This window comes from Actinomyces dentalis DSM 19115 (genome assembly GCF_000429225.1).
Lineage (GTDB): Bacteria > Actinomycetota > Actinomycetes > Actinomycetales > Actinomycetaceae > Actinomyces > Actinomyces dentalis.
The window spans coordinates 1-19,253 of record NZ_KE386868.1; the positions used below are offsets into that span (position 1 = coordinate 1).

Here is a 19,253-nt window from a genome sequence, read left to right on the forward strand (position 1 = left end):
CATCGATCACTCCTCCGAACCCGTAATGGTGCAACCACCCCCTGACACCGCCCAGTTAAAAGTGCCCGCTCGAGTGCGAAGTGCACGTCTCGGCGCCCGAGGGAGTGGACTGGACCGGGGACTGGGGCGGTCGGCGACCCCGCCGCCGCGGCCCGGGGCGTCGGCGGGGAGGAAAAAGGTGGCCGGCGCATATCTTTCGGGTGCACGGCGGCTCCCGCGCTCACGGGGAATGGCGTCATTGCGCCACTTCTGGATGGGAGGGGCGCGGGGCGAAGGGTGAAAGATCCGCGTCGGCCACCTTTTTGAGTCAGCCGTGCCGCCCACCACCGGTCCGCCCGCGCCCGCGACGAGACGGGCGGGGTGAACGGGACGGATGTGGCGACGGCCTCGCGCGCAGCGGTGTTCATGGGTCCGCCCGCGCCCGCGGCGGGGTGCCCAGTGACGGTCGGGTTCGGCCGCGCGGGGCCGGAGCGCGGAACCGCGGCGCGTCGTCAGCGCGGAGGAGGGGCGGAGGGCGCCGCCAGCTGGCGGGCGTGGTCGAGACCGGCGAGGACCGTCGGATCGGCCTCCAGGTGGGCCGCCCGGGCTGCCAGGCGCGCGACCCGCTCCTCGGCGCCCGGGTCCCGGGCCGCGCGAAGACGCTCCAGCGTCTCCGGGCCGCCGGCCGGTCGCGCCCAGGCGCCGTCGGCCCCGCGGACGTCGTCATGGGCGACGCCCCCGGAGCGGTCGACGACGGTCAGCCGGTGCAGCTCGGGGCAGTCCCGCGCCGCCGCCAGCGTCCGCGGGGTCCCCCGGTACCCCGCGTCGTGCGCGGCCAGGGGCGTCCACCGGGCGGGGTTGCCCGACTCCAGGGCGCTGAGGTACCGGTCGATGCAGCCGGTCCACGAGTCGACCTCGGGCACGCCGAGGATCACCAGGTGCGTGGTCGCGCCCGCCGCGGCGAACTGGCGGATGGTGCCCAGCGTCGTCTCCGGGGAGCGCAGCGTGCCCTCGACGATCGCGCAGTAGCGGTGCCGGGCCGCGTGCTCCAGGGACCGCCTCACCAGCCAGCCGGCGAGCTCGGCCGTGACCGCGGGCATGAGATCGGGGTCGGGGGAGGACACCAGGGCCCGGTAATCCGGGTGGTAGGGACGGAAGTCATCGCCGATGATCGGGACGAAGGACCGACCTGCGTAGAAGGATCTCCTCGTCGCCGCGGTCGCACGGGTCTTCCCCGCGCCCGGCTGCGCGCCGATGGACAGGAGAACCGGATGCAGGGACGGCGCCTCGGAGCCGAAGACGTCCACCTCGACGTCCTCCCAGATGCTCTCCCTGTGCTCGTCGGTCAGCGGCGACATCATGCTGCACTGGGGGCGAGCGCCCGCAGCCTCTGGATCTGCTCGCGAGTGCGCTGCCAGCGCTTCATCGTCTCGATCATGGCGTTGCGATCGTCCGGGTCGACGTCCGAGCGCTCGCGACGCAGGTCCTGTATCTGCCTCCTCCAGAACGCGGCCTCGTCGCGGTCGCCGTCGTTCTTGGCGCGATCGACGAGGGCGATGTACTCGGCGGCGAGGATCGTGCCCTGCTCGTAGAAGACGTCGTACAGGACGTTGATGTCGGTCTCGCTCCAGTCGAAGTCGCTCACGGTTCCTCCTCTTCGCGGCCGCGGACCCCGGCACCGGGGCGGCGGGCCGGGCCCGCTGGCGGCGGGCGGGCCCGTCCGCGCCCCCCGGCATCAAGGGTAGCGGGCGGGCCCTCAGAGCACCACGTCCTGCGCGGGCCGGGTCAGCTCGCCGCTCGCGTGCGCCCGGGCGATGCAGTCGCAGGCGCGGGCCGTGACCGCCATAATGGTCAGCGCCGGGCCCTCCGTCGAACCGGTCGGGAGGGACGCGGCGTCGGCGACGAACGGGCTGGGCGCGTCCCAGGCCTGGCACGCGCCGTTGAGGACCGGGGGGGCGGCCGTCGCCGGGGAGCCCGCTGGCCGGGACCGGTCAACCGCTCGTGCGGCGCCAGGCGAACTCGTGGATGAGGGCGCAGGTGCGCGCCCGCACGGCGCTCGTCGCCCGCCCGGCGTGCCCGCCCTCCGCCGTCTCCAGGTAGGAGACCCGGCCGCCCAGCTCCTCCAGCCGGTGCGCCATCGCGCGCGCGTGCCACGGGTGCACCCGGTCGTCCTTCCGCGAGGTCACCAGCAGCACCGGCGGATACTCCACGCCCTCGCGCAGGCGGTGCAGCGGGGAGAGCCCCCGCATCCACGCCCACTGCTCCGGGTCGTCCGGGTCCCCGAACTCCTCCACCCACGACGCCCCCGACAGCAGCCGCGAGTAGCGCTCCAGATCCGTCAGCGGCACCTCCATGACCGCGGCCCCCAGCAGATCGGGCCGCCGCGTGAGCAGCTCGCCCACGAGCAGCCCTCCCGCCGAGGAGCCGTGCACCGCAATGCCCGACGGCGCCGCCACCCCCCTGCGGATCACCGACTCCAGCACCGCCACCAGGTCCTCGACCACCAGGCGCCGGCCGCGCCCCAGGGCCCGGCGGTGCCACGCGGGCCCGTACTCGCCGCCCCCGCGCGTATTGGCCACGATGAGCGTGCCGCCCCGCTCCAGCCACCCCTTGCCGACCACCGGGTCGTAGCCCGGAGTCAGGCCGACCCCGAAGGCCCCGTAGGCCACGACGAGCGTCGGAGCTGGCCCCCGGTGGCGGCCGACCTGGAAGTAGGGCACGCGCGTGCCGTCCGCGCTCGTGGCCAGGTGCTGGCTCACCCGCACGCCCGCGGCGTCGTAGCGGGCCGGCGCCTGGCGCACCACCGTCATGCCGTCCACCCCGCCGGACCGCGTCACCCGCCCCACCGCGAGGGTCGACGGCGTCGTCCACCCCGACGCGCAGATCCACAGGTAGTCCGTGTCGCGCGCATCCAGGGCGGACACGGACACGTCCAGCAGCGCGCGCCCCGGCCGCAGCCGGCCCCCGCCGCCCTCCGGCCGGCCCGGCGGGTCCGCCGCGCCCGTCAGATCCACCCGGCGGCGCCCCCACCGCCGGTCCCCGGCGGCCGTGCGCCGCGCCGACGGCGGCGTGCACACCTCCAGACGGTTGACGACGTCGTCGAGGATCGTCAGCACCAGGTGATTGCGGGTCCAGGCGGCCGAGGCCAGCGACGTCGTCGCCGTCGGCTCGAAGAGCACGACGAGTTCGCGGCGCCCCTCCAGCAGACCCTGCAGCGGCGCCGCCAGGAGCGTGCCCGGCGCGTAGGTGCGCCCGTCGACCTTCCACGGGCGGCGCAGCTCGATCGTCGCCCAGTCGCGGCCCACGCCCGCCGACGCCGACTCGGGCACGTCGAGGCGGACGGCGCCGTCGGGCACCCACTCGCGCCCGGCCCCCGGCAGCGCCCGCCCGACGCCGGAGGGCGCGGCGACGTCGTCGGGCAGCAGCCAGACGCGGGTGGCGTAGAAGGTCGGCATCGTCATCACCCAGGTGCGGCCCCACGGGTCCCGGGCGGCGAGGGCGGCCACGGCGTCCGGGGCCGCGCACACGAGGACCCCGCCCTCCTCCACGGCCCGGCCGCGGCGCACGCGGCGCACCTGGAGCGGGTAGCCGGCCGCGGACAGCGAGCCCGGGCCCAGGTCCGCGGCGACGATGACGCACTCGCCCTCGTCGTCCCCCCAGGACATCGAACCCTTGGAGAGCCCGCGCCGGAAACCGCCCTCGCGGGGCGGGACGAAGCACCGCTCGATCAGGTCGTACTCCTGCGTCCACGACGCGTCCGAGCCGCCCTGCGACAGGTTCACCAGGGCGCGGCGCCCGGCGAGCGCCCCGGTGGTGAGCACCTGCGCCCCGCCCCAGGTCAGGGCGCGGCCGCGCTCGCGGGCCAGGGCGTCGACGTCGAGCAGCTCCTCCCACTGGGCGGGGGCGGGGCCGCGGTCGGCGCGCACGGGCGCCCCGAGGATGTAGGACTCCCAGGTGGTGCGGCGCCACACGCCGCGGGGGCGGGCGGCGTCGGTCCAGAAGTTGTAGAGCATGCCGTGGCGCGAGGCGACGGCGGGGATGCGGTCCGGGTCGTCGAGGAGCGCCTCGAGGTCGCGGGCGCGGGCCTCGAGGGAGGGGCCGGCGTGGGCGGCCCCGGTGGCGGCGTTGTGCGCATCGACCCAGACCCGGGTGCGCTCGTCGTCGGGGTCCTCGAGCCAGTCGGGTGCGAGCGGGGAGGCCTCCCGCCCGTCCGGCCGCGGGGCCGATGCGAAGGCCCCGGCGGCGCCGGGCCGGGGCGAACTGGGGGTCGCGTCGTCGGGCATGTCCTTCATCCCATCACGAGCGGCGCCGGCGCCGCGAGATCGGGCGCCCGGTCCGCGCCGGGCGCGGGTCGGGGGCGGCGGGCTGGCTTCCGCCCGGATCGCGAAGAGGACGGGGACCTTCGGGGCAGACAGGGCGCACCGTCATGGCCCACAATTGCCCGAAGAGCCGCAAGGGGCTCCGGAGGATCTCAATGAGGAGTGGACATGGCACTGAGCATCGGTGTGGACGTGGGCGGCACGAAGATCGCCGCCGGGGTCGTGGACGAGGAGGGCGCCGTCCTGGAGCGCATCCAGAGGGCCTCCCCGGCCAATGACCGCGCGAGCATTCTGGACACCATCGTCGACTGCGCCCTGGAGCTGAAGGAGTCCCGCCCGGAGGCGGTCGCCGTGGGCATCGGCGCCGCCGGCTTCGTCTCCTCGGACCGCAACACCATGGCCTCGGGCACCAACCTGGACTGGACCGGCGTGCGCATCGGCGACGTCGTGGCCGAGCGCGTGGGCCTGCCCGTCGTCGTCGAGAACGACGCCAATGCGGCCGGCTGGGCGGAGGCGCGGTTCGGCGCGGGGGCGGGCAAGCGCAATGTCCTGGTCGTCACCCTGGGGACCGGGGTGGGCGGCGCCATCGTCATCGACGGCCGCCTCGTGCGCGGGGCCGCCGGCTTCGCCGCCGAGATCGGGCACATCAACGTCGAGCCCGACGGGCGTCCCTGCGGCTGCGGTCAGCGCGGGTGCCTGGAGCGCTACGGCTCGGGCACCGCCCTGGGCGTCAACGGCTGGGAGCTGGCCCGGTTCCAGCCGTCCTACGCCGCCCGCATCATCGAGTTGTCCGGCGGGAACCCCGAGCACATCTCCGGCAAGGCCGTCACCGCCGCCGCCCGCGAGGGCGACCCCGCCGCCCTGGAGTGCTACGCGCGCCTGGGCCGGGCCCTCGGGCAGGGGCTGGCGGACCTCGCCGCCGTCCTGGACCCCGAGGTCATTGTGATGACCGGCGGCCTGACCGAGGCCGGCCCCATTCTGCTCGAGCCGGTCACGGCCGCCTTCCGCGCGCACCTGACGGCGCACGCCCGGCGCCCCGAGATCCCCGTCCTCATCTCCTCCGCCGGACAGGACGCCGGGCTCGTGGGGGCCGCGGACCTCGCCCGCCAGGCCGACTGAGGGGCTGTCGGGGCGAGGAGCGCCGGGGCCGCCGGCCCCGGCCCGGGAGGGGCCCGGATCGGGGCCGGCCCTCCATCGGAAGGCGCCGGGGCCGCCGGCCCTGAGTCCGGCGGCCCCGGCGCCCGGGGCTCAGCGGCCCGCCATCTGGGACTGGCGGATCAGCGCGCGGCGCACCTGCGCCAGCGAGCGGGCGTAGGACGGTCCTATGCGGGCGGGGGTCATGGGCACGCCGTCGAGGCTCCACTCCAGGAGGTTGTCCAGGCTGAAGCTCCGCCCGCACAGGGCGCAGGCCAGTGGCCGGGTGGGGCGGCGCATGCGGTCGACGGTGTGCCCGGCGGGGCAGGTGCCCACCCAGCGGCCCGTGATCCGCGGCGAGCGCGCCGACACCAGGCGCCGCCCGGTGGAGCCGAGGCGGCGCGCCTCCGCCGCCCAGACGGCGTCGTGGCCGTGGGCGGCCCCGACCCGGGCGTGGGCTATCTCGTGCAGGACGGTCTCGCGGACCTCGTCGGGGGAGTACAGCTCCATGAGGGCCCGGGACAGGGTGATCCGACGGCGGGTGTGGTCGGTCTGGCCGGCCCGCCGCCTCGCCCGGTCCAGGCCGAGGTCCCAGTCGCCGACCCCGTTGGCGGCCATGAGGTCGTGCGCGAGGTCCATGACGGCGGGTATGTCCATGGTCGGCAGGGTAACGGGTGCGACCGGCGCGGCGGGAGGGCGGCGCATGGGCATGTTGACCGGGTGCGCGACGACGGGCGTTCGCCGGGGCCCGCCGGCCCCGCCGTCTCGCACCCGCCGGGCCCGCGGGACGGCTCCGGCGTGACGGGAAGCATATATATAGGTCTTGTCACGAAGACGCGGGACGGCCGAAAGTCTGGCGACACGGAATCCGCTGGTGTGGAAGAGTTGCACCGATGTCCCACCGCCCCGGTCCCCGCAGCCCCCGTCCCCCCTCGGCGGGCCGTTCGCGCCCCCGCGCGAGCGCGCGCCGCCGGACCGCCTCGCCGACCGCGCGTTCGGGCGGAGTGCGCACGGGCGGAGTGCGCACGGGCGCGCCGCGCTCGGGCCGCCGCCCGCCCGGCCCGTTCGCCGCGAGCCCCGCTGGCCGGCGCCCCGCCCCGCGCCGTCCGATCCTGCTCAACCCCGTCGTCGTCACCCTCGTCTCCTTCGTCGTCACCGTGCTCGTGTGCTTCATCGTCGCCTCCCGCATGGGCGGCGGCGGCCAGGCCGACGCCCGGGTCGTCTGGACCGAGATGGGTCCGGCGCCCGTGGTCCTGGACACCGAGGGCTTCGATCCCGCGCACCTCATCGACGACGACGTCTTCTACGACTCCACCACCATGACCCCGGCGGAGATCGCCGCCTTCATCGCGCGGGTCAACGCCGGCTGCCGACCCGGCCCCGACGGCACGCCGTGCCTGGCCGAGGCCACCTTCACCTCGGTCGACCGCGAGCCCACCGACATGTGCCCGGGCGGCTACACCGGCGCCGAGGAGGAGAGCGCCGCCCAGATCGTCTCGAAGGTCGCCACCGCCTGCGACATCAACCCGCAGGTCCTGCTCGTGCTCATCCAGAAGGAGCAGGGGCTCCTGACCGCCTCGGGCCGGAACCTGACCGCGCGCAGGTACGAGGCCGCCGCCGGCTACGCCTGCCCCGACGCCTCGCAGTGCGACCGGAAGTGGGAGGGCTTCTTCCTCCAGCTCTACGGCGCCGCCTCCCAGTTCCAGCGCTACCGGCTCAATCCGGGCTCCTACGACGTCGTGGCCCAGACCCCCACCCGGATCGCCTACTCCCCGGACCAGGCCTGCGGCGGCGCCGAGCTGACGATCGTCAACCAGGCCACGGCCGGCCTCTACAACTACACCCCCTACCAGCCCAATGAGGCCGTCAAATCCGGGGGCAAGGACGAGTGCTCGAGCTGGGGGAACTGGAACTTCTACGGCTACTTCCGCACCTTCTTCGACGATCCGACGCCGTCGACCGCGGCCTGAGGCGCACGCGCGACCGACTGCCGGGCCGCCGGGCCATCCGGATCCCGCCCCGCCGGGCCGCGGGGCGCCCCGACCGCCGGGCCCGGCGGGGGCGCGTGCACCGGGCCGCGGGGGCGCCCGGGTTCTCAGTACTCTCCCAGGCGCGCGGGTGGTGACCTCTCAGGAGGTTCGATCATGATGATGCCGCCGCCGGACGGTGAGGGCCACGAGGTGCTGGGGAGCGCCGATGAGGGGCCGGAGTCGAGTCCAGGCCCGTAAGGCAAGGGAATTCGGGTCGGACGCCCGGCGAAGGAGGACCTGCTCCCGCATGGGAACCGGTGAGCGGCCTCGACGCGAAGGGCCCGACCCGGCCGATCCATTCCGGGGCGGGCCTTCGCTCTGCCCGGGGCCGACGACGGCCATCGATGCCCGCCGTCCGGGATGCCCGCCGTCGATGCCCGCCGTTCGAACGGCGCCGGCCGCTCCGACCGGCTGCGCGCAGGGGCGGGCCCTCCACGGGGCGCCGAGCCGGCCGTGGCATCATGCCCGTATGAGATGGGAGCCGTTTCTGGCGACCTCGTGGGTCGTGGTCGAGTACACCATTAAGATCGCCGCACTCGGGACCGTCCCGGAGAATCGGCGCCCCTCGTCGTCGACCGCCTGGCTGCTGCTCATCTTCCTGCTGCCCGTCGTGGGCTTCCCCCTCTACTTCTTCCTCGGCAGCCCCTGGGTGCACGGGCGGCGCCTCCAGCAGCAGGTGATCGCCACCGAGGCCGCGCTGAGGATGACGCAGAGCCTGCCGACCGTGCCCGCCGGCGCCCGCCCCTCGGAGCACCTGGACTCGGTGCTGCGGATGAACCGCCGGCTCACCGGGCTCCCCTGCGTCACCGGCGAGGTGGTCGCCCTTCACGGCGACTCGGCCGCCACCTACGCGGCCATGGCGAGGGTCATCGACGCCGCCGAGCACCACGTCCACGTCGAGTTCTACATCCAGAGCTGGGACGAGGTCACCGACGTCTTCTACTCGGCCCTGGAGCGGGCCGCCGCCCGGGGGGTGACGGTGCGCCTGCTCGTGGACCACCTCGGCTCGCGCAAGTACCCCGGCTGGCGCCGCCTGGGCAGGCGGTTCAGCGAGGCCGGCATCCAGTGGCGGCTCATGATGCCCCTGCTGCCCCTCAGGCGGCGCTTCCGCCGGCCCGACCTGCGCAACCACCGCAAGATCCTCATCGTCGACGGCCGGCGCGCCTTCATCGGCTCGCACAACATCATCGACCCCTCCTACAGGCTGCGCTCCAATGTCAGGGCGGGCCGGGTCTGGCAGGACCTGAGCGTGGAGGTGACCGGGGCGATCGTGCTGGAGGCCGAAGCCGTCTTCGCCATGGACTGGTACTTCGAGGCCGACGAGCGCCTCGACGTCCTCGATCCCCGCGCGGATGCCGCCGCGGTCGTTACCGATGCCGCCGCCGCGGTCGCCGGCGCTGACGCTGGCGCCGGACGGTTCGTCCCGGAGTCGGGCGCCGTCGTCGGACACAGCGCACCGCGTCCGGGGCGGCCGGGCGCCGTCGTCAACGCCATGCAGCTGGTGCCCTCCGGCCCGGGCTACCCCACCGAGCCGAATCTGCGGATGTTCCTGTCCCTCATTCAGAACGCGACCAGGCGGATCTCGATCACCAGCCCCTACTTCATCCCCGACGAGGCGCTGCTGTCGGCCATGACGACGGCGGCCTACCGGGGTGTGGAGGTGGAGCTCTTCGTGGGGCTGGAGTCCGATCACCTCATCGTCAATCACGCCCAGCGCTCCTACTACTCGGCGCTGCTCACCGCGGGCGTGAGGATCTACCGGTACCCGGCGCCCACCGTCCTGCACGCCAAGTACATGACGGTCGACGACGAGGTGGCCGTCATCGGCTCGTCGAACATGGACTTCCGGTCATTCGCGCTCAACTACGAGGTGATGCTGCTGGCCTTCGGCGGGGACCTGGACGACCTGCTGCGCGACAACGACGCGTTCTACCGCTCGGTGTCCAGCGAGCTGACCGCCGAGGAGTGGGCGAAGGAGCCCTGGTGGCGGCGCTACATCGACAATGTCTTCCGGCTCATGTCCGCCGTCCTGTGAGCCCATTCCCGCCGGAATGGCCCTGGGCCCTCTGGCCGCGGCTGGAGGAGTGCCAGCGTCCGTCGCTCCGGGCCTCGTGCGCCTTTCCGCCTCGGGGGAGTCGCGGACGCGGCCCGCGCGAGGGGGCGCCCCGACGGCGCCCGGCCGTTCAAATGGTTTATCGGCCGTCGTGCCCGGCGCCGTCAGGACGGGTCGTTGATGACCGCCTCGAACAGGGCGAGACCGGTGGACAGGTCCCGCAGCCGCAGGACGTAGGGGTGGTCGACGTGGAAGTCCGTGGTGGGGCCCGGATTCGCGGCGCCGGCCATCCCGCCGTACTCGGAGACGCCGGCGGCCACGGTGCCGTCCTCGCGCACAATGAGCCGGACCTGCTGGCGGTAGACGGTCGTCACGAAGTCCGGATTGATGCGTCCCATCGGACGGATGTCGGCGCCCAGGGAGCCCAGGACCGGCAGGACGTCGACGCCGCCCGCCGGGGTCGACAGGTCGATGCGCGGCAGCGTCAGATTCACCTCGGGGAGGATCCCCTCGTCCTGCGCCTCGTCGAGCAGGGCGCTGGCCGCGGCCCACGTGCCGGCGGGCAGGGCCTCCGGCAGGGTCCCCTGCTGCGGCAGCACGATGTCCAGGGCGAAGTCCTCGGAGTAGGGCACGCGCAGGACCTTCCAGGTCACGGCGCCCGTGGACCCCTCCGTGCAGACCATCGCGCTGGTCTGGCGCATCGTCTGAACGCGGACGACCTTCCCGTCCGCGCGGGTGAAGTCCGCCTCGGCGGTGGCGTCCTCGTCGAAGAGCTTCTCCCACTGCGCGGCGAAGAGCACGACGTTCTGCATCGCCAGCTCGATCTGGTCGGCCTGCAGCGCCGAGGACTTGATGAGGCCCGCCGTGTTCTGATCGACCCACGTGTCCAGCACGTCCTGGGCCTCGTCGACGCCGACTCGCCGCAGATCCGCCGAGAACCAGTGGCGCACGCCGTCGACGAACGCCTGGGCGATCTCGGCCGGCTTGCCGTGATCGATGATGACGATCTGGTCGGCGACGTGCAGCAGCGGGTGCTCGGGAGCCCTGTCCGCGGGATCGAAGTCCGCGACGTCGCCGTCGTGGACGAGCAGCGCGCTCTGGATCGCCGACCAGGTCGTGCTGCGGGCGTCCTCGTCCTTCGCCCCGAGGAGCCCGTCGAGCCCCTGGGCCGCCGGATCCGTGGCGCCCAGCGACACCGCCGCCAGGTTGAGGGCGAGGGACGCCGGGCTCGCCAGGGCGTTGGCGTGGGCGCCGTCGGCCAGTTGGGCGGACAGGAGCGCGGCGCCCAGGGCGTCGCAGGCCCCGACGGCGGCCTTCAGGTCGGGGGCCTGACTCAGGGACAGGCCGGCGCGGGTCTGGTCGCTCGTCAGCTCGGTGCCGCCAAGAGCGGCCCTGCCCCGGGACAGGTGGCTGCAGCCGGCGAGGGCGCTCGCGGCGACGGCGGACAGGAGCAGCATGGTGCGGCGGCTCGCGCCCGGGCCGACTCGGCCGTGAGCGGCGGGGGCGGGGCGGGAGGCGTGATCGGCGGCGCTCATAGGCGGAGTCTGCTCCCGCGGAGCGGAATCGGGGAGGGGGAGCGGTCCCCGGGGCGCGGGCCGCCGCGGGCCCGCCGGATGGCCCCGCGTGATTGCGGCGAGCGGTCCCCGGGGTGGGCCGCCGCGCCCGTCCCGGGCCTTTCGCCGTTGTGCGCCGGGGCGGGCCCGGGTCGAGGGGCTCTCCGGCGGGAGCGGGCAGTCCCCGGTCCGGACGCGCCGGGGCGGGCCCTCCTGGGCTTCGACGTGGGCCCTGGCCGCCTCGCCCCGGTCCGGACGCGCCGGGGCGGGCCCGGCTTGGCCGCCGGCGCGGACACTGTCACCATGACCCCATGGCACGACGCTGGCAGATCATCACCGTGGAACTCCTGTTCGGGCTCGGACAGACCTTCATCCCGCCGCCCGGCCGCGACCTCATCCTGCCGCCCTCGACGACCTTCGAGCAGCTGGGCCTGGCCATCGACCGCGCCCTGGGCCGCTGGGACCTGGCCCACCTGCGGGAGTTCACCCTGGCGGACGGCACCCGCATCACCGACGAGGAGACGCGGCGCATGCTCCACTCCGGGGGCCTCGGCGAGGGGATCCTCGTGGAGCGCACCGCGGACCTGGGGGAGCGGGTCAAGAAGCACGTCTCCGTGGACGACGTGTTCCGCTACGTCTTCGACCTCTCGGACGAGTGGACCTGCCGGTGCACCATGACCGGCTTCGGGGACCCGGAGAGCCTGTACGGCGTCGTCGTGTCCCAGCCCGTGCCCATCTGGGGCTGGGGCCGCCTGCCGGACCAGTACGGACGGGACCGGCGCGACAGCGACGAGCAGCCCGACGCATCCCTGTCGACGCAGCAGAAGCGGGCCATCAGGAAGGAGACGACCGCCTTCGTCATGGACTTCGGCCACATGGATCCCGAGCGCCTCGACCCGAAGGACCTCCGGACCGCCCGGGCGGCGGGGGACATCAGGGCCCTTCTGGCCGTGCTCGCCGGAGTCGAGACCGGCCACGTCCTCCAGCAGGTCGGCCAGGCCTTCGCCGAGGTCTGGGAACACGGTGCGGGCCCGGTCAAGCGGCGCGGGCGCCGTGGCGTCGAACAGGAGTTGGAGAGCGCGACGATGGGCCTGAGCAACGCCCTGAGCTGGCGCGACAGGGCGGGCGACGCCCAACTCGCGGCCGAGCTCGTCGCCCGGCTGCAGGGGCGCGAGCCGGAGGGGCGCCCGCTGCCGGTCGACCTGGGGGTGCTCGCCGAGACCATGGCCCTCCGCGACGCCGCCGGCGACGGCGCCTACCTCGACCTGGACACCGGCACGGTGCTGCCCGTCGCCGTCATCGCCGAGCACGGCGGCGACCCCGAGTCCGGCGTGGAGGAACTGGGGATCGAGCCCGGGCACGAGTGGATCGTGCTGAGCGACCCGGCCGGGGCGGCCGCCTCCGACCGGAGGGACTTCGTGCGCTCCTTGTCCAACGGCCCCACCCTGAGCGATTCCTCCGCGGGGGACGCCCTGGACAGGGCCATGAAGACGCGCGGCACGAAGAAGTTCTACGACACCCTGGACGAGCTGGACCTCGTCGCGGTGTGGCGGGCCTTCCAGGACGACCGGCGCTGGGGCCGGGCGCGGGCGGCCCTGGCCGAGCGGGGCCTGCGGCCCGTGGAGCCCGCGGAATCCGCGGGACCCGAGGGTCCTGAGGGGTCCTCGGGGTCGGCGGAGCCCGTGGGATCGGCAGGGTCTGAGAGGCCTGCGGGGCCTGAGGGGTCTGAGAGGCCCCAGGGGCCCGAGGGGTCTGCGGAGGCGCCGCGCAGTGACGCGGAGGCCGCCGAGTAGGCGGGCCGGCGCGGAATTCTGTCCAAATCTGTTGCAAAGGCGCCCCGAGCCGGGATCGGCGGCGAGAAGAAGCGCGGAATATCAACGATTCTCCTCCGGCACTCCGGCTCGGTCCGGGCCTTTGCAACAGATTTGGACAAACGGCGCCGCTGCGGGCCCCGCCGAGGGGCCCGCCGACCCCGGCGACGGGTCGCCGGGCGGGAGCCCCGGGGGAATCGCCGCCGCGCCAAGGGGCTCACCCTGGAGTCCCACGAGCTCGACTTCCTCGAGCGCCTCACCCCGCCGCGCCGGTCCCGGTGGAGACGAGGGGGCGGATCAGGCCTTGGCCAGCAGCTTGCCGATCCGCTGGAGGCTCACCTTGCGGCTCGTGCCCAGGGTCTGGGCGAACAGGCTCACCCGCAGCTCCTCGATGAGCCAGCGCGCCTCGACCAGCACCGCCTCCCGCCCGGCGTCGGGGGGCAGGGCCTCGGCCCGCGCACGGGCCGCCGACAGCATCTCCTCGGCCCGACTCACCTGGTAGGACAGCGCCGCGTCCCGGCTCGGCGAGGCCTGAGCCTTGTCCACGCGCGCCACCAGGGCGCGCAGGAACCGCGGCAGATGGGCCAGCTGGTCCGCCGGCGTCGCCGCCACGAAGCCGTCGAAGACCAGCGCGGCCGCGTGCTCGCGCACCTCCTGCAGGGTGCTCAGCAGCGCCAGGCTCGTGTGCTCGGCGACGGCCCGCCCGACCTCGCGCTGCGCGCTCAACGTCGCGGCCGCCATCCGCGCCACGCGCAGGACCTCATCCTCCAGCCCCTGGCGCATCGACGCCACGAGCTCCTCGAAGACGGCGCGCTCGCGCACCTCGTCCAGGCGCCGGCCCGAGGCCTCCGCCCAGCGCCCGGCCACGATGCGCGCCGCCGCCAGCTGGATGTCGACGACGAGGGCCTCGGTGCTGCGGTAGGGGCTCGCCGCGAGCGCCAGCGACTCGGCGGAGCCCCACCGGGAGGTCACCCGGCCCGTGGGCAGGATCGTGCGCGCCAGGGCCAGCACGACCACGCCCTCCCCGTGCGCCGCGGCCTGGGCGTTGGCGTCGGGCAGGATCGTCAGGTCCGCCGCCGTCGGCGGGACGGCCGCGAGCGCGGGGTAGCCGCGCACCACCAGCCCCGCCGTGCCCGTGGACTCCACGGTCGCCGGGATGGTCGAGGCGTCCGGCTCCCCCAGGCCCGGCACGCCGCTGGGCCAGTCCGTCAGGCCCCGCCTCTCGGCCAGGCCCGCGCGGATGGAGCCGGGGCGGACCGGGGCGCCCGCCGCCGCGCCCGGGACGGGGCCCGGCACGGGGGCGCCGCCGGCCGGGCTGGCCGGGAGTGCGCCCGGGCCGCTCGGGGCCGTGCCGGCGCCGCTGACTGCGTCGCCGCCCGTCGGGCCGCCCGGGGCTGCGGGGGCGGATCCGCCAGCCGGATTGGTTGCGTTCGCCGGACCGCCGGTCGTCGACGCCGCTCCGACCGCGTCGGCACCCCGGCCGCGCCCACGGCCCCGGCCCTTGCCGCCCCGCTTGCGCTCGCGGTCGGACCGGCGGTCCCGGGCCTCGGCCATGGCCTGCGCCAGCGCCCCGCGCACCGCCGAGCGCACCGCCTGCTCGGTGCGCCCCGACAGGCGCTTCTGCAGGGCCACGAGATCCTTGCCGCGGTCGATCTCCCGGCCCCGGTCGTCCAGGGCGACGAAGGCGATGCGCAGGTGGTCGGGCAGGCGCTCGGCGGCCTCCGCCCAGTCGGCGTCGGTGATCTCGACGTCCCGCAGCCGGGCCACGGCCTCGGTGAAGGCCCGCCGGAAGGGGATCGACGGCGCGCTCGCGCCGCCGCTGGCGCCGTCGGCCCCCGGGACCCGCTCGCGGATGGTCTCCCACACCTGCGCGCCCACGTCCGGGGCGGGCACGAGCCGACGGCGCACCCGCTTGGGCAGGGCGCGGATGGTGGCCACCACCAGCTCGGGGCGCGCGCCCGGCACGAGCCAGTCGAAGCCGTCGGGGCGCAGGCGGCCCAGCACCTCGACGGGCACCCGCACGGCGACGCCGTCGTCGGGGGCGCCCGGCGAGAAGACGTAGTCCAGCCCCAGGGTCAGGTCCCCCTGCACCCAGGCGTCGGGGTAGCCGCCGGCGTCGTCGCCGCCGGGCAGCAGCAGCTCGCGGGTGAAGTCCAGCAGGTCGGGGCGGCGGCGCTTCTGGCGCCTCCACCAGGCGTCGAAATCGTTCGCGCCGTACACGTCGTCGGGCACCCGCTCGTCGTAGAAGCGGAAAAGGGCCTCGTCGTCGGCCAGGAGCCCGTGGACGCGGCGGCGGCGCTCGACGTCGCCGAGCTCCTCGACCAGATCGCGGTTGCGCGCCGCGAAGCCGTGGCGGGCGTGCCAATCGCCCTCCACCAGGGCGGAGCGGATGAACATCTCGCGGGCCACCTCCCGGGCGGAGTCCGTGCCCACGCTCGCCAGGGTCGCGGGCCGGTCCGCCACGAGCGTCATGCCGTACAGCAGGACCTTCTCGTGGACCATGGCGGCGCCGTGGCGCGTGGACCAGTAGGGCTCGCCGTACACGCGCCGGCTCAGCCCGGCCCGCTCGGCCGCCTCCTCGATCCAGCGGGAGTCGACCCTGGCGACCGTGCGGGCGAACAGGCGGGAGGTCTCCACCAGCTCGGCGGTCATGACCCAGTCGTAGGTCTTGCGGCGCAGGCCCGAGCCCGGCCAGATGGTGAAGCGTGTGCCGCGCGCCCCGGCGTACTCGCGGTGCCGCTCGTCCCAGTTGCCGACATTGGACAGCAGCCCCACCAGCAGGGAGCGGTGGATGGCGTCGGCGTCGGGGGTGTCGGCGGAGCGGCCGAGCGCCACGACGGCGGCCGCCACGTCCCCGTGGGCGATCGTGGCCGCCTGGGTGCCCGGCTCCAGGGCCGCCGCCGCGGCCCGGATGGAGCGGGCCGTGGGCAGTTCGACCGGCGGGGCCGCCAGCCCCAGGGGGCGGGCGAGCTGGCGCAGTTGGGCGTGGACGTCCTGCCACTCGCGCACCCGCAGGTAGTGGAGGAACTCGGCGCGGCACATGCGGCGGAAGGCCGAGCCGGACAGGTCGCGGCTCTGGGTGCGCAGGTAGCGCCACAGGTTGAGGTAGGTCAGGAAGTCGGAGGTCGGGTCGGCGAAGCGGCGGTGGAGGGCGTCGGCGGCCTCCTGGCGGTCGGCCGGGCGCTCGCGCACGTCCTGGATGGACAGGGCCGCCACGATCACCATGACCTCCCCGGCGCAGCCCAGCTCCCCGGCCTGGAGCAGCATGCGGCCCAGGCGCGGGTCGATGGGCAGGCGGGCCAGGCGCCGGCCGATCGGGGTCAGGCGCGGGCCCCGACGGCGCTGGCGGGCCCCCCGGCGCCCGGCGTCGGGGCGCGGGCCGGAATCGGGCCCGGGGCCGGGGCGGGCGGGGCGCGGCCCGGGGCCGGCGTCGTTCGGGCCGGAATCGGGCCCGGGGCCGGGGCGGGCAGGGCGCGGCCCGGAGCCCGATCGGGCGGTCTCGATGGCGCCGATCTCCGACAGCAGCTGGAGCCCGTCGCGCACGGCGCGCGGATCGGGGGCGTCCAGGAAGGGGAAGTCCTCCACCGCGCCCAGTCCGAGCGCCGCCATCTGCAAGATGACCGACGCCAGGGAGGTGCGCAGGATCTCCGGCTCGGTGTACTCGGGGCGCGAGAGGTAGTCGGCCTGCGAGTACAGGCGGATGGCGACGCCGTCGGCCACGCGCCCGCAGCGGCCCGCCCGCTGGTCGGCGCTGGCCCGGCTGACCGGCTCGATGGGCAGGCGCTGGACCTTGGTGCGGGCCGAGTAGCGGGAGATGCGGGCCAGTCCCGGGTCGACGACGTAGCGGATGCCGGGCACGGTCAGGGAGGTCTCGGCGATATTCGTGGCCAGCACGATGCGGCGGGCGGAGTGGGCCTCGAAGACGCGGTGCTGCTCGGCGGCGCTCAGGCGCGAGTACAGGGCGACGACCTCGACCGCCCCGGGCGTGCGGGCCCGGCCGTCCACGACGTAGCGGGGGCCGAGGTGGTCGATGAGCGCCGCCTCGGTGTCGCGGATGTCGCGCTCGCCGGCGAGGAAGACGAGGATGTCGCCGGCGCCGGTGGCCATGAGCTCGTCGACGGCGTCGAGGATGCCGGTGACCTGGTCGCGGTCCTCGTCCCGGGAGTGGGTCTGGGCGGGGTCGGCCCCCGGGCTCCCGGCGCGGCCGCGGCCGGGGCGGGGCCGGGTGCGGGCGGGCGGGGCGGCGGCCCGGGATCCAGCCGTTCGGGATCCGGCGGCGGCGCGGGCCCCGGCCGTTCGGGGGCTGGCGGCTCGGGCGGCCTCGCGGCGCTCGCGGGCGGCGGCGCGCACCGCCGGGTTGGGGGAGGTCAGGGCCTCCAGCTCGGCGTCGGTCAGTTCGCCGGTCGGGGCGGGGCCGGGCGGCGCGGTCGGGCCGGAGCGCGGGTTCGCCTCCCCGGCGGGGGAGCCGTCGCCGGGGACGTGACCGCCGGCGCCGTGGGGGGTGTGCCCGGATCCGGCGGTCGGGGCGTCGTCGGTCAGCAGCGGCCGGTAGCGGATCTCGACGGGGTAGGTGCGCCCCGACACCTCGATGACGGGCGCGGGCGCCCAGGCGGCGGGAGGGGCGGAGTCGGTGCCTGCTCCGGAGCCCGCGTCCGCGCCGAAGGCTCCTCCGGCGTCGGCGCTCGCTCCCGCTCCGGGGCCCGCGCCCGCTCCGGCGTCGGCGTCGGGGACCTGGGAGACGGCGCGCCCGAAGTGCTCGGCGAAGCGCGCCGAGTCGATGGTGGCCGAGGTGATGATGACCTTGAGGTCGGGGCGGCCGGGGAGCAGGCGCGCCAGGTAGCCCAGGATGAAGTCGATATTGAGGCTGCGCTCGTGGGCCTCGTCGACGATGATGGTGTCGTAGCGGGCGAGCATGGGGTCGGACTGGATCTCGGCGAGCAGGATGCCGTCGGTCATGAGTTTGACGAGGGTGCGGGGGCCGGTCTCCTCGGTGAAGCGCACCTGGTAGCCGACCACCCCGTCGCGCCCGATGGGCGTGCCCAGCTCGTGGGCGATGCGCTCGGCCACGCTCCGGGCGGCGATGCGCCGGGGCTGGGTGTGGCCGATCATGGCGGTGATGCCGCGGCCCAGCTCCAGGCAGATCTTGGGCAGCTGGGTGGTTTTGCCGCTGCCGGTCTCGCCCGCGACGATGACGACCTGGTGGTCGCGGATCGCCTCGGCGATCTCCTGGCGGCGGGCGGAGACGGGCAGTTCCTCGGGATAGACGATCGCGGGCACGGACGCGGCGCGCTCGGCGAGCTGGTCGGGGGTGAAGCCGGGCCATTCGGCGCGCCGGGGCGCCCGACGGCGGCCGGTCCGGCGCGCGCCGCGGCCGCGACCGCGGGTGGGGGCGGGGCTGCGCTCGGGGCGGTGGGCGGAGTCGGGCTCGGCGTGCTCGGCTCGGCCGGCGGACCGGGGCCCGCTGCGGCGCTCGGACTGAGACTCGGGTTGAGGGTCGGCGCGGTGCGCGGCTGGTGTGTCCTCCATAGGCGGACCATTGTCCCCCATATGTCCCCGCGCGCTCTTCGGGCGTATCCCCCGCGCGCCCCCGGGCCGGTGCCCCTCTTCGACCGGTCGGGTGAGTCTCCTGTGGCGCGGTGGTGGTCATTTCCGTGGGGTTCCCGCCCCGCTCGGCGACCCGCCGTCGCGGTTGGAGGCGTCGGCGGGGCTCAAAAAGGTGGCCGGCGCATATCTTTCGGGTGCGCGGCGGCTCCAGCGCATCCGGGAAATGGCGTCATTGCACCACTTCGTGGCGGGAGGGGTGCGGGGCGGAGGGTGAAAGATCAGCGCTGGCCACCTTTTTGAGTCGCCGGACCGCCCCGTCCCCGGCACTCCCCCGCCCGCGACGGAGGCGGACGGGACGAACGGGACGAATGTGACGAAGGCCTCGCGCACAGCGTCGTCCACGGGTGCGCCCGCGCCCGCGTCGGAGAAGTCCCGCGGGAACCTCAGCCACATAAAGGAGGCAGAGGATGCGCGGCGGCCTACCACCCCGGTGAGAAAGACTCGATCAGGGACTACGGTGAAGACATTGGCGGAGGCGGACGATGACCGATGGCGAGCGGCTTGGCGATGAACGGGTCCGACTGGGTCCGATCCAGTGGGCGGTGGTGACGAAGTATCTGGTGCCCTCGGGCCTGTTCGTGCGCCTGGAGGACAGCGGCGAGAAGGCGTTCATGGACATGGTTTCCGTGGATGATCACTCGGTGTGCTGCAATCCCGAGTACTGGCCGGATCCGGGCGAGCGCATCCGGGTGCGCAGGCTGCTCGTGCCGGGCCTGAACGAGATCCGCGTGACGCGGCGGGAGAGCGTCCTGGAGGGGCTCGTGCGCGGG

11 protein-coding genes are annotated in these 19,253 nt (G+C 75.2%); 5 read left to right on the forward strand and 6 right to left on the reverse strand.

The window, feature by feature from the left end; translation table 11 throughout:
• Positions 1-491 precede the first annotated feature (491 nt).
• The 3 genes from G446_RS18995 to G446_RS18440 all read right to left on the reverse strand — a co-directional run bounded on the left by G446_RS18995 (position 492) and on the right by G446_RS18440 (position 4,262).
• Positions 492-1,340 carry a zeta toxin family protein gene (locus G446_RS18995; protein ID WP_169721309.1) on the reverse strand — a complete coding sequence of 283 codons (849 nt, stop codon included), beginning with the start codon at positions 1,338-1,340 and terminating at the stop codon, positions 492-494.
• Positions 1,337-1,624, reverse strand: coding sequence for a hypothetical protein (locus G446_RS20480; protein WP_026410714.1), 288 nt, complete (start codon positions 1,622-1,624; stop codon positions 1,337-1,339). The genes G446_RS18995 and G446_RS20480 overlap by 4 nt, the downstream gene beginning before the upstream one ends.
• 346 nt (positions 1,625-1,970) lie before the next feature.
• On the reverse strand, positions 1,971-4,262 hold the full coding sequence (locus tag G446_RS18440; RefSeq protein ID WP_084779297.1) for a prolyl oligopeptidase family serine peptidase: 2,292 nt from the start codon (positions 4,260-4,262) through the stop codon (positions 1,971-1,973).
• 204 nt (positions 4,263-4,466) lie between these two features.
• Between G446_RS18440 and G446_RS0114825 the strand changes: the two genes are divergently transcribed.
• On the forward strand, positions 4,467-5,417 hold the full coding sequence (locus G446_RS0114825) for an ROK family glucokinase (RefSeq protein ID WP_026410715.1): 951 nt from the start codon (positions 4,467-4,469) through the stop codon (positions 5,415-5,417).
• Between the two features lie 129 nt (positions 5,418-5,546).
• Here G446_RS0114825 and G446_RS18445 read toward each other — a convergent pair whose 3' ends face one another.
• Positions 5,547-6,089: a SprT-like domain-containing protein gene (locus G446_RS18445; protein WP_034471086.1), complete on the reverse strand. Its 543-nt coding sequence runs from the start codon at positions 6,087-6,089 to the stop codon at positions 5,547-5,549.
• A gap of 362 nt (positions 6,090-6,451) precedes the next feature.
• Here G446_RS18445 and G446_RS0114835 point away from each other — a divergent pair, with 362 nt between their 5' ends.
• Both G446_RS0114835 and G446_RS0114845 read left to right on the forward strand, forming a co-directional pair.
• Positions 6,452-7,402 carry a hypothetical protein gene (locus tag G446_RS0114835; protein ID WP_245574741.1) on the forward strand — a complete coding sequence of 317 codons (951 nt, stop codon included), beginning with the start codon at positions 6,452-6,454 and terminating at the stop codon, positions 7,400-7,402.
• 529 nt (positions 7,403-7,931) lie between these two features.
• Entirely contained in the window at positions 7,932-9,497 is a 1,566-nt protein-coding gene (locus tag G446_RS0114845; RefSeq protein WP_026410717.1) for a phospholipase D-like domain-containing protein, read from the forward strand.
• A gap of 182 nt (positions 9,498-9,679) precedes the next feature.
• Here G446_RS0114845 and G446_RS0114850 read toward each other — a convergent pair whose 3' ends face one another.
• On the reverse strand, positions 9,680-11,050 hold the full coding sequence (locus G446_RS0114850) for a serpin family protein (protein ID WP_026410718.1): 1,371 nt from the start codon (positions 11,048-11,050) through the stop codon (positions 9,680-9,682).
• Between the two features lie 329 nt (positions 11,051-11,379).
• Between G446_RS0114850 and G446_RS18450 the strand changes: the two genes are divergently transcribed.
• On the forward strand, positions 11,380-12,861 hold the full coding sequence (locus G446_RS18450) for a plasmid pRiA4b ORF-3 family protein (RefSeq protein WP_211228320.1): 1,482 nt from the start codon (positions 11,380-11,382) through the stop codon (positions 12,859-12,861).
• Between the two features lie 315 nt (positions 12,862-13,176).
• Here G446_RS18450 and G446_RS18455 read toward each other — a convergent pair whose 3' ends face one another.
• Positions 13,177-18,405 carry a DUF3418 domain-containing protein gene (locus tag G446_RS18455; RefSeq protein WP_051286066.1) on the reverse strand — a complete coding sequence of 1,743 codons (5,229 nt, stop codon included), beginning with the start codon at positions 18,403-18,405 and terminating at the stop codon, positions 13,177-13,179.
• 560 nt (positions 18,406-18,965) lie between these two features.
• Between G446_RS18455 and G446_RS20485 the strand changes: the two genes are divergently transcribed.
• Positions 18,966-19,253 (forward strand): hypothetical protein (locus G446_RS20485; RefSeq protein ID WP_026410719.1); only part of this gene is annotated, 288 nt, incomplete at its 3' end.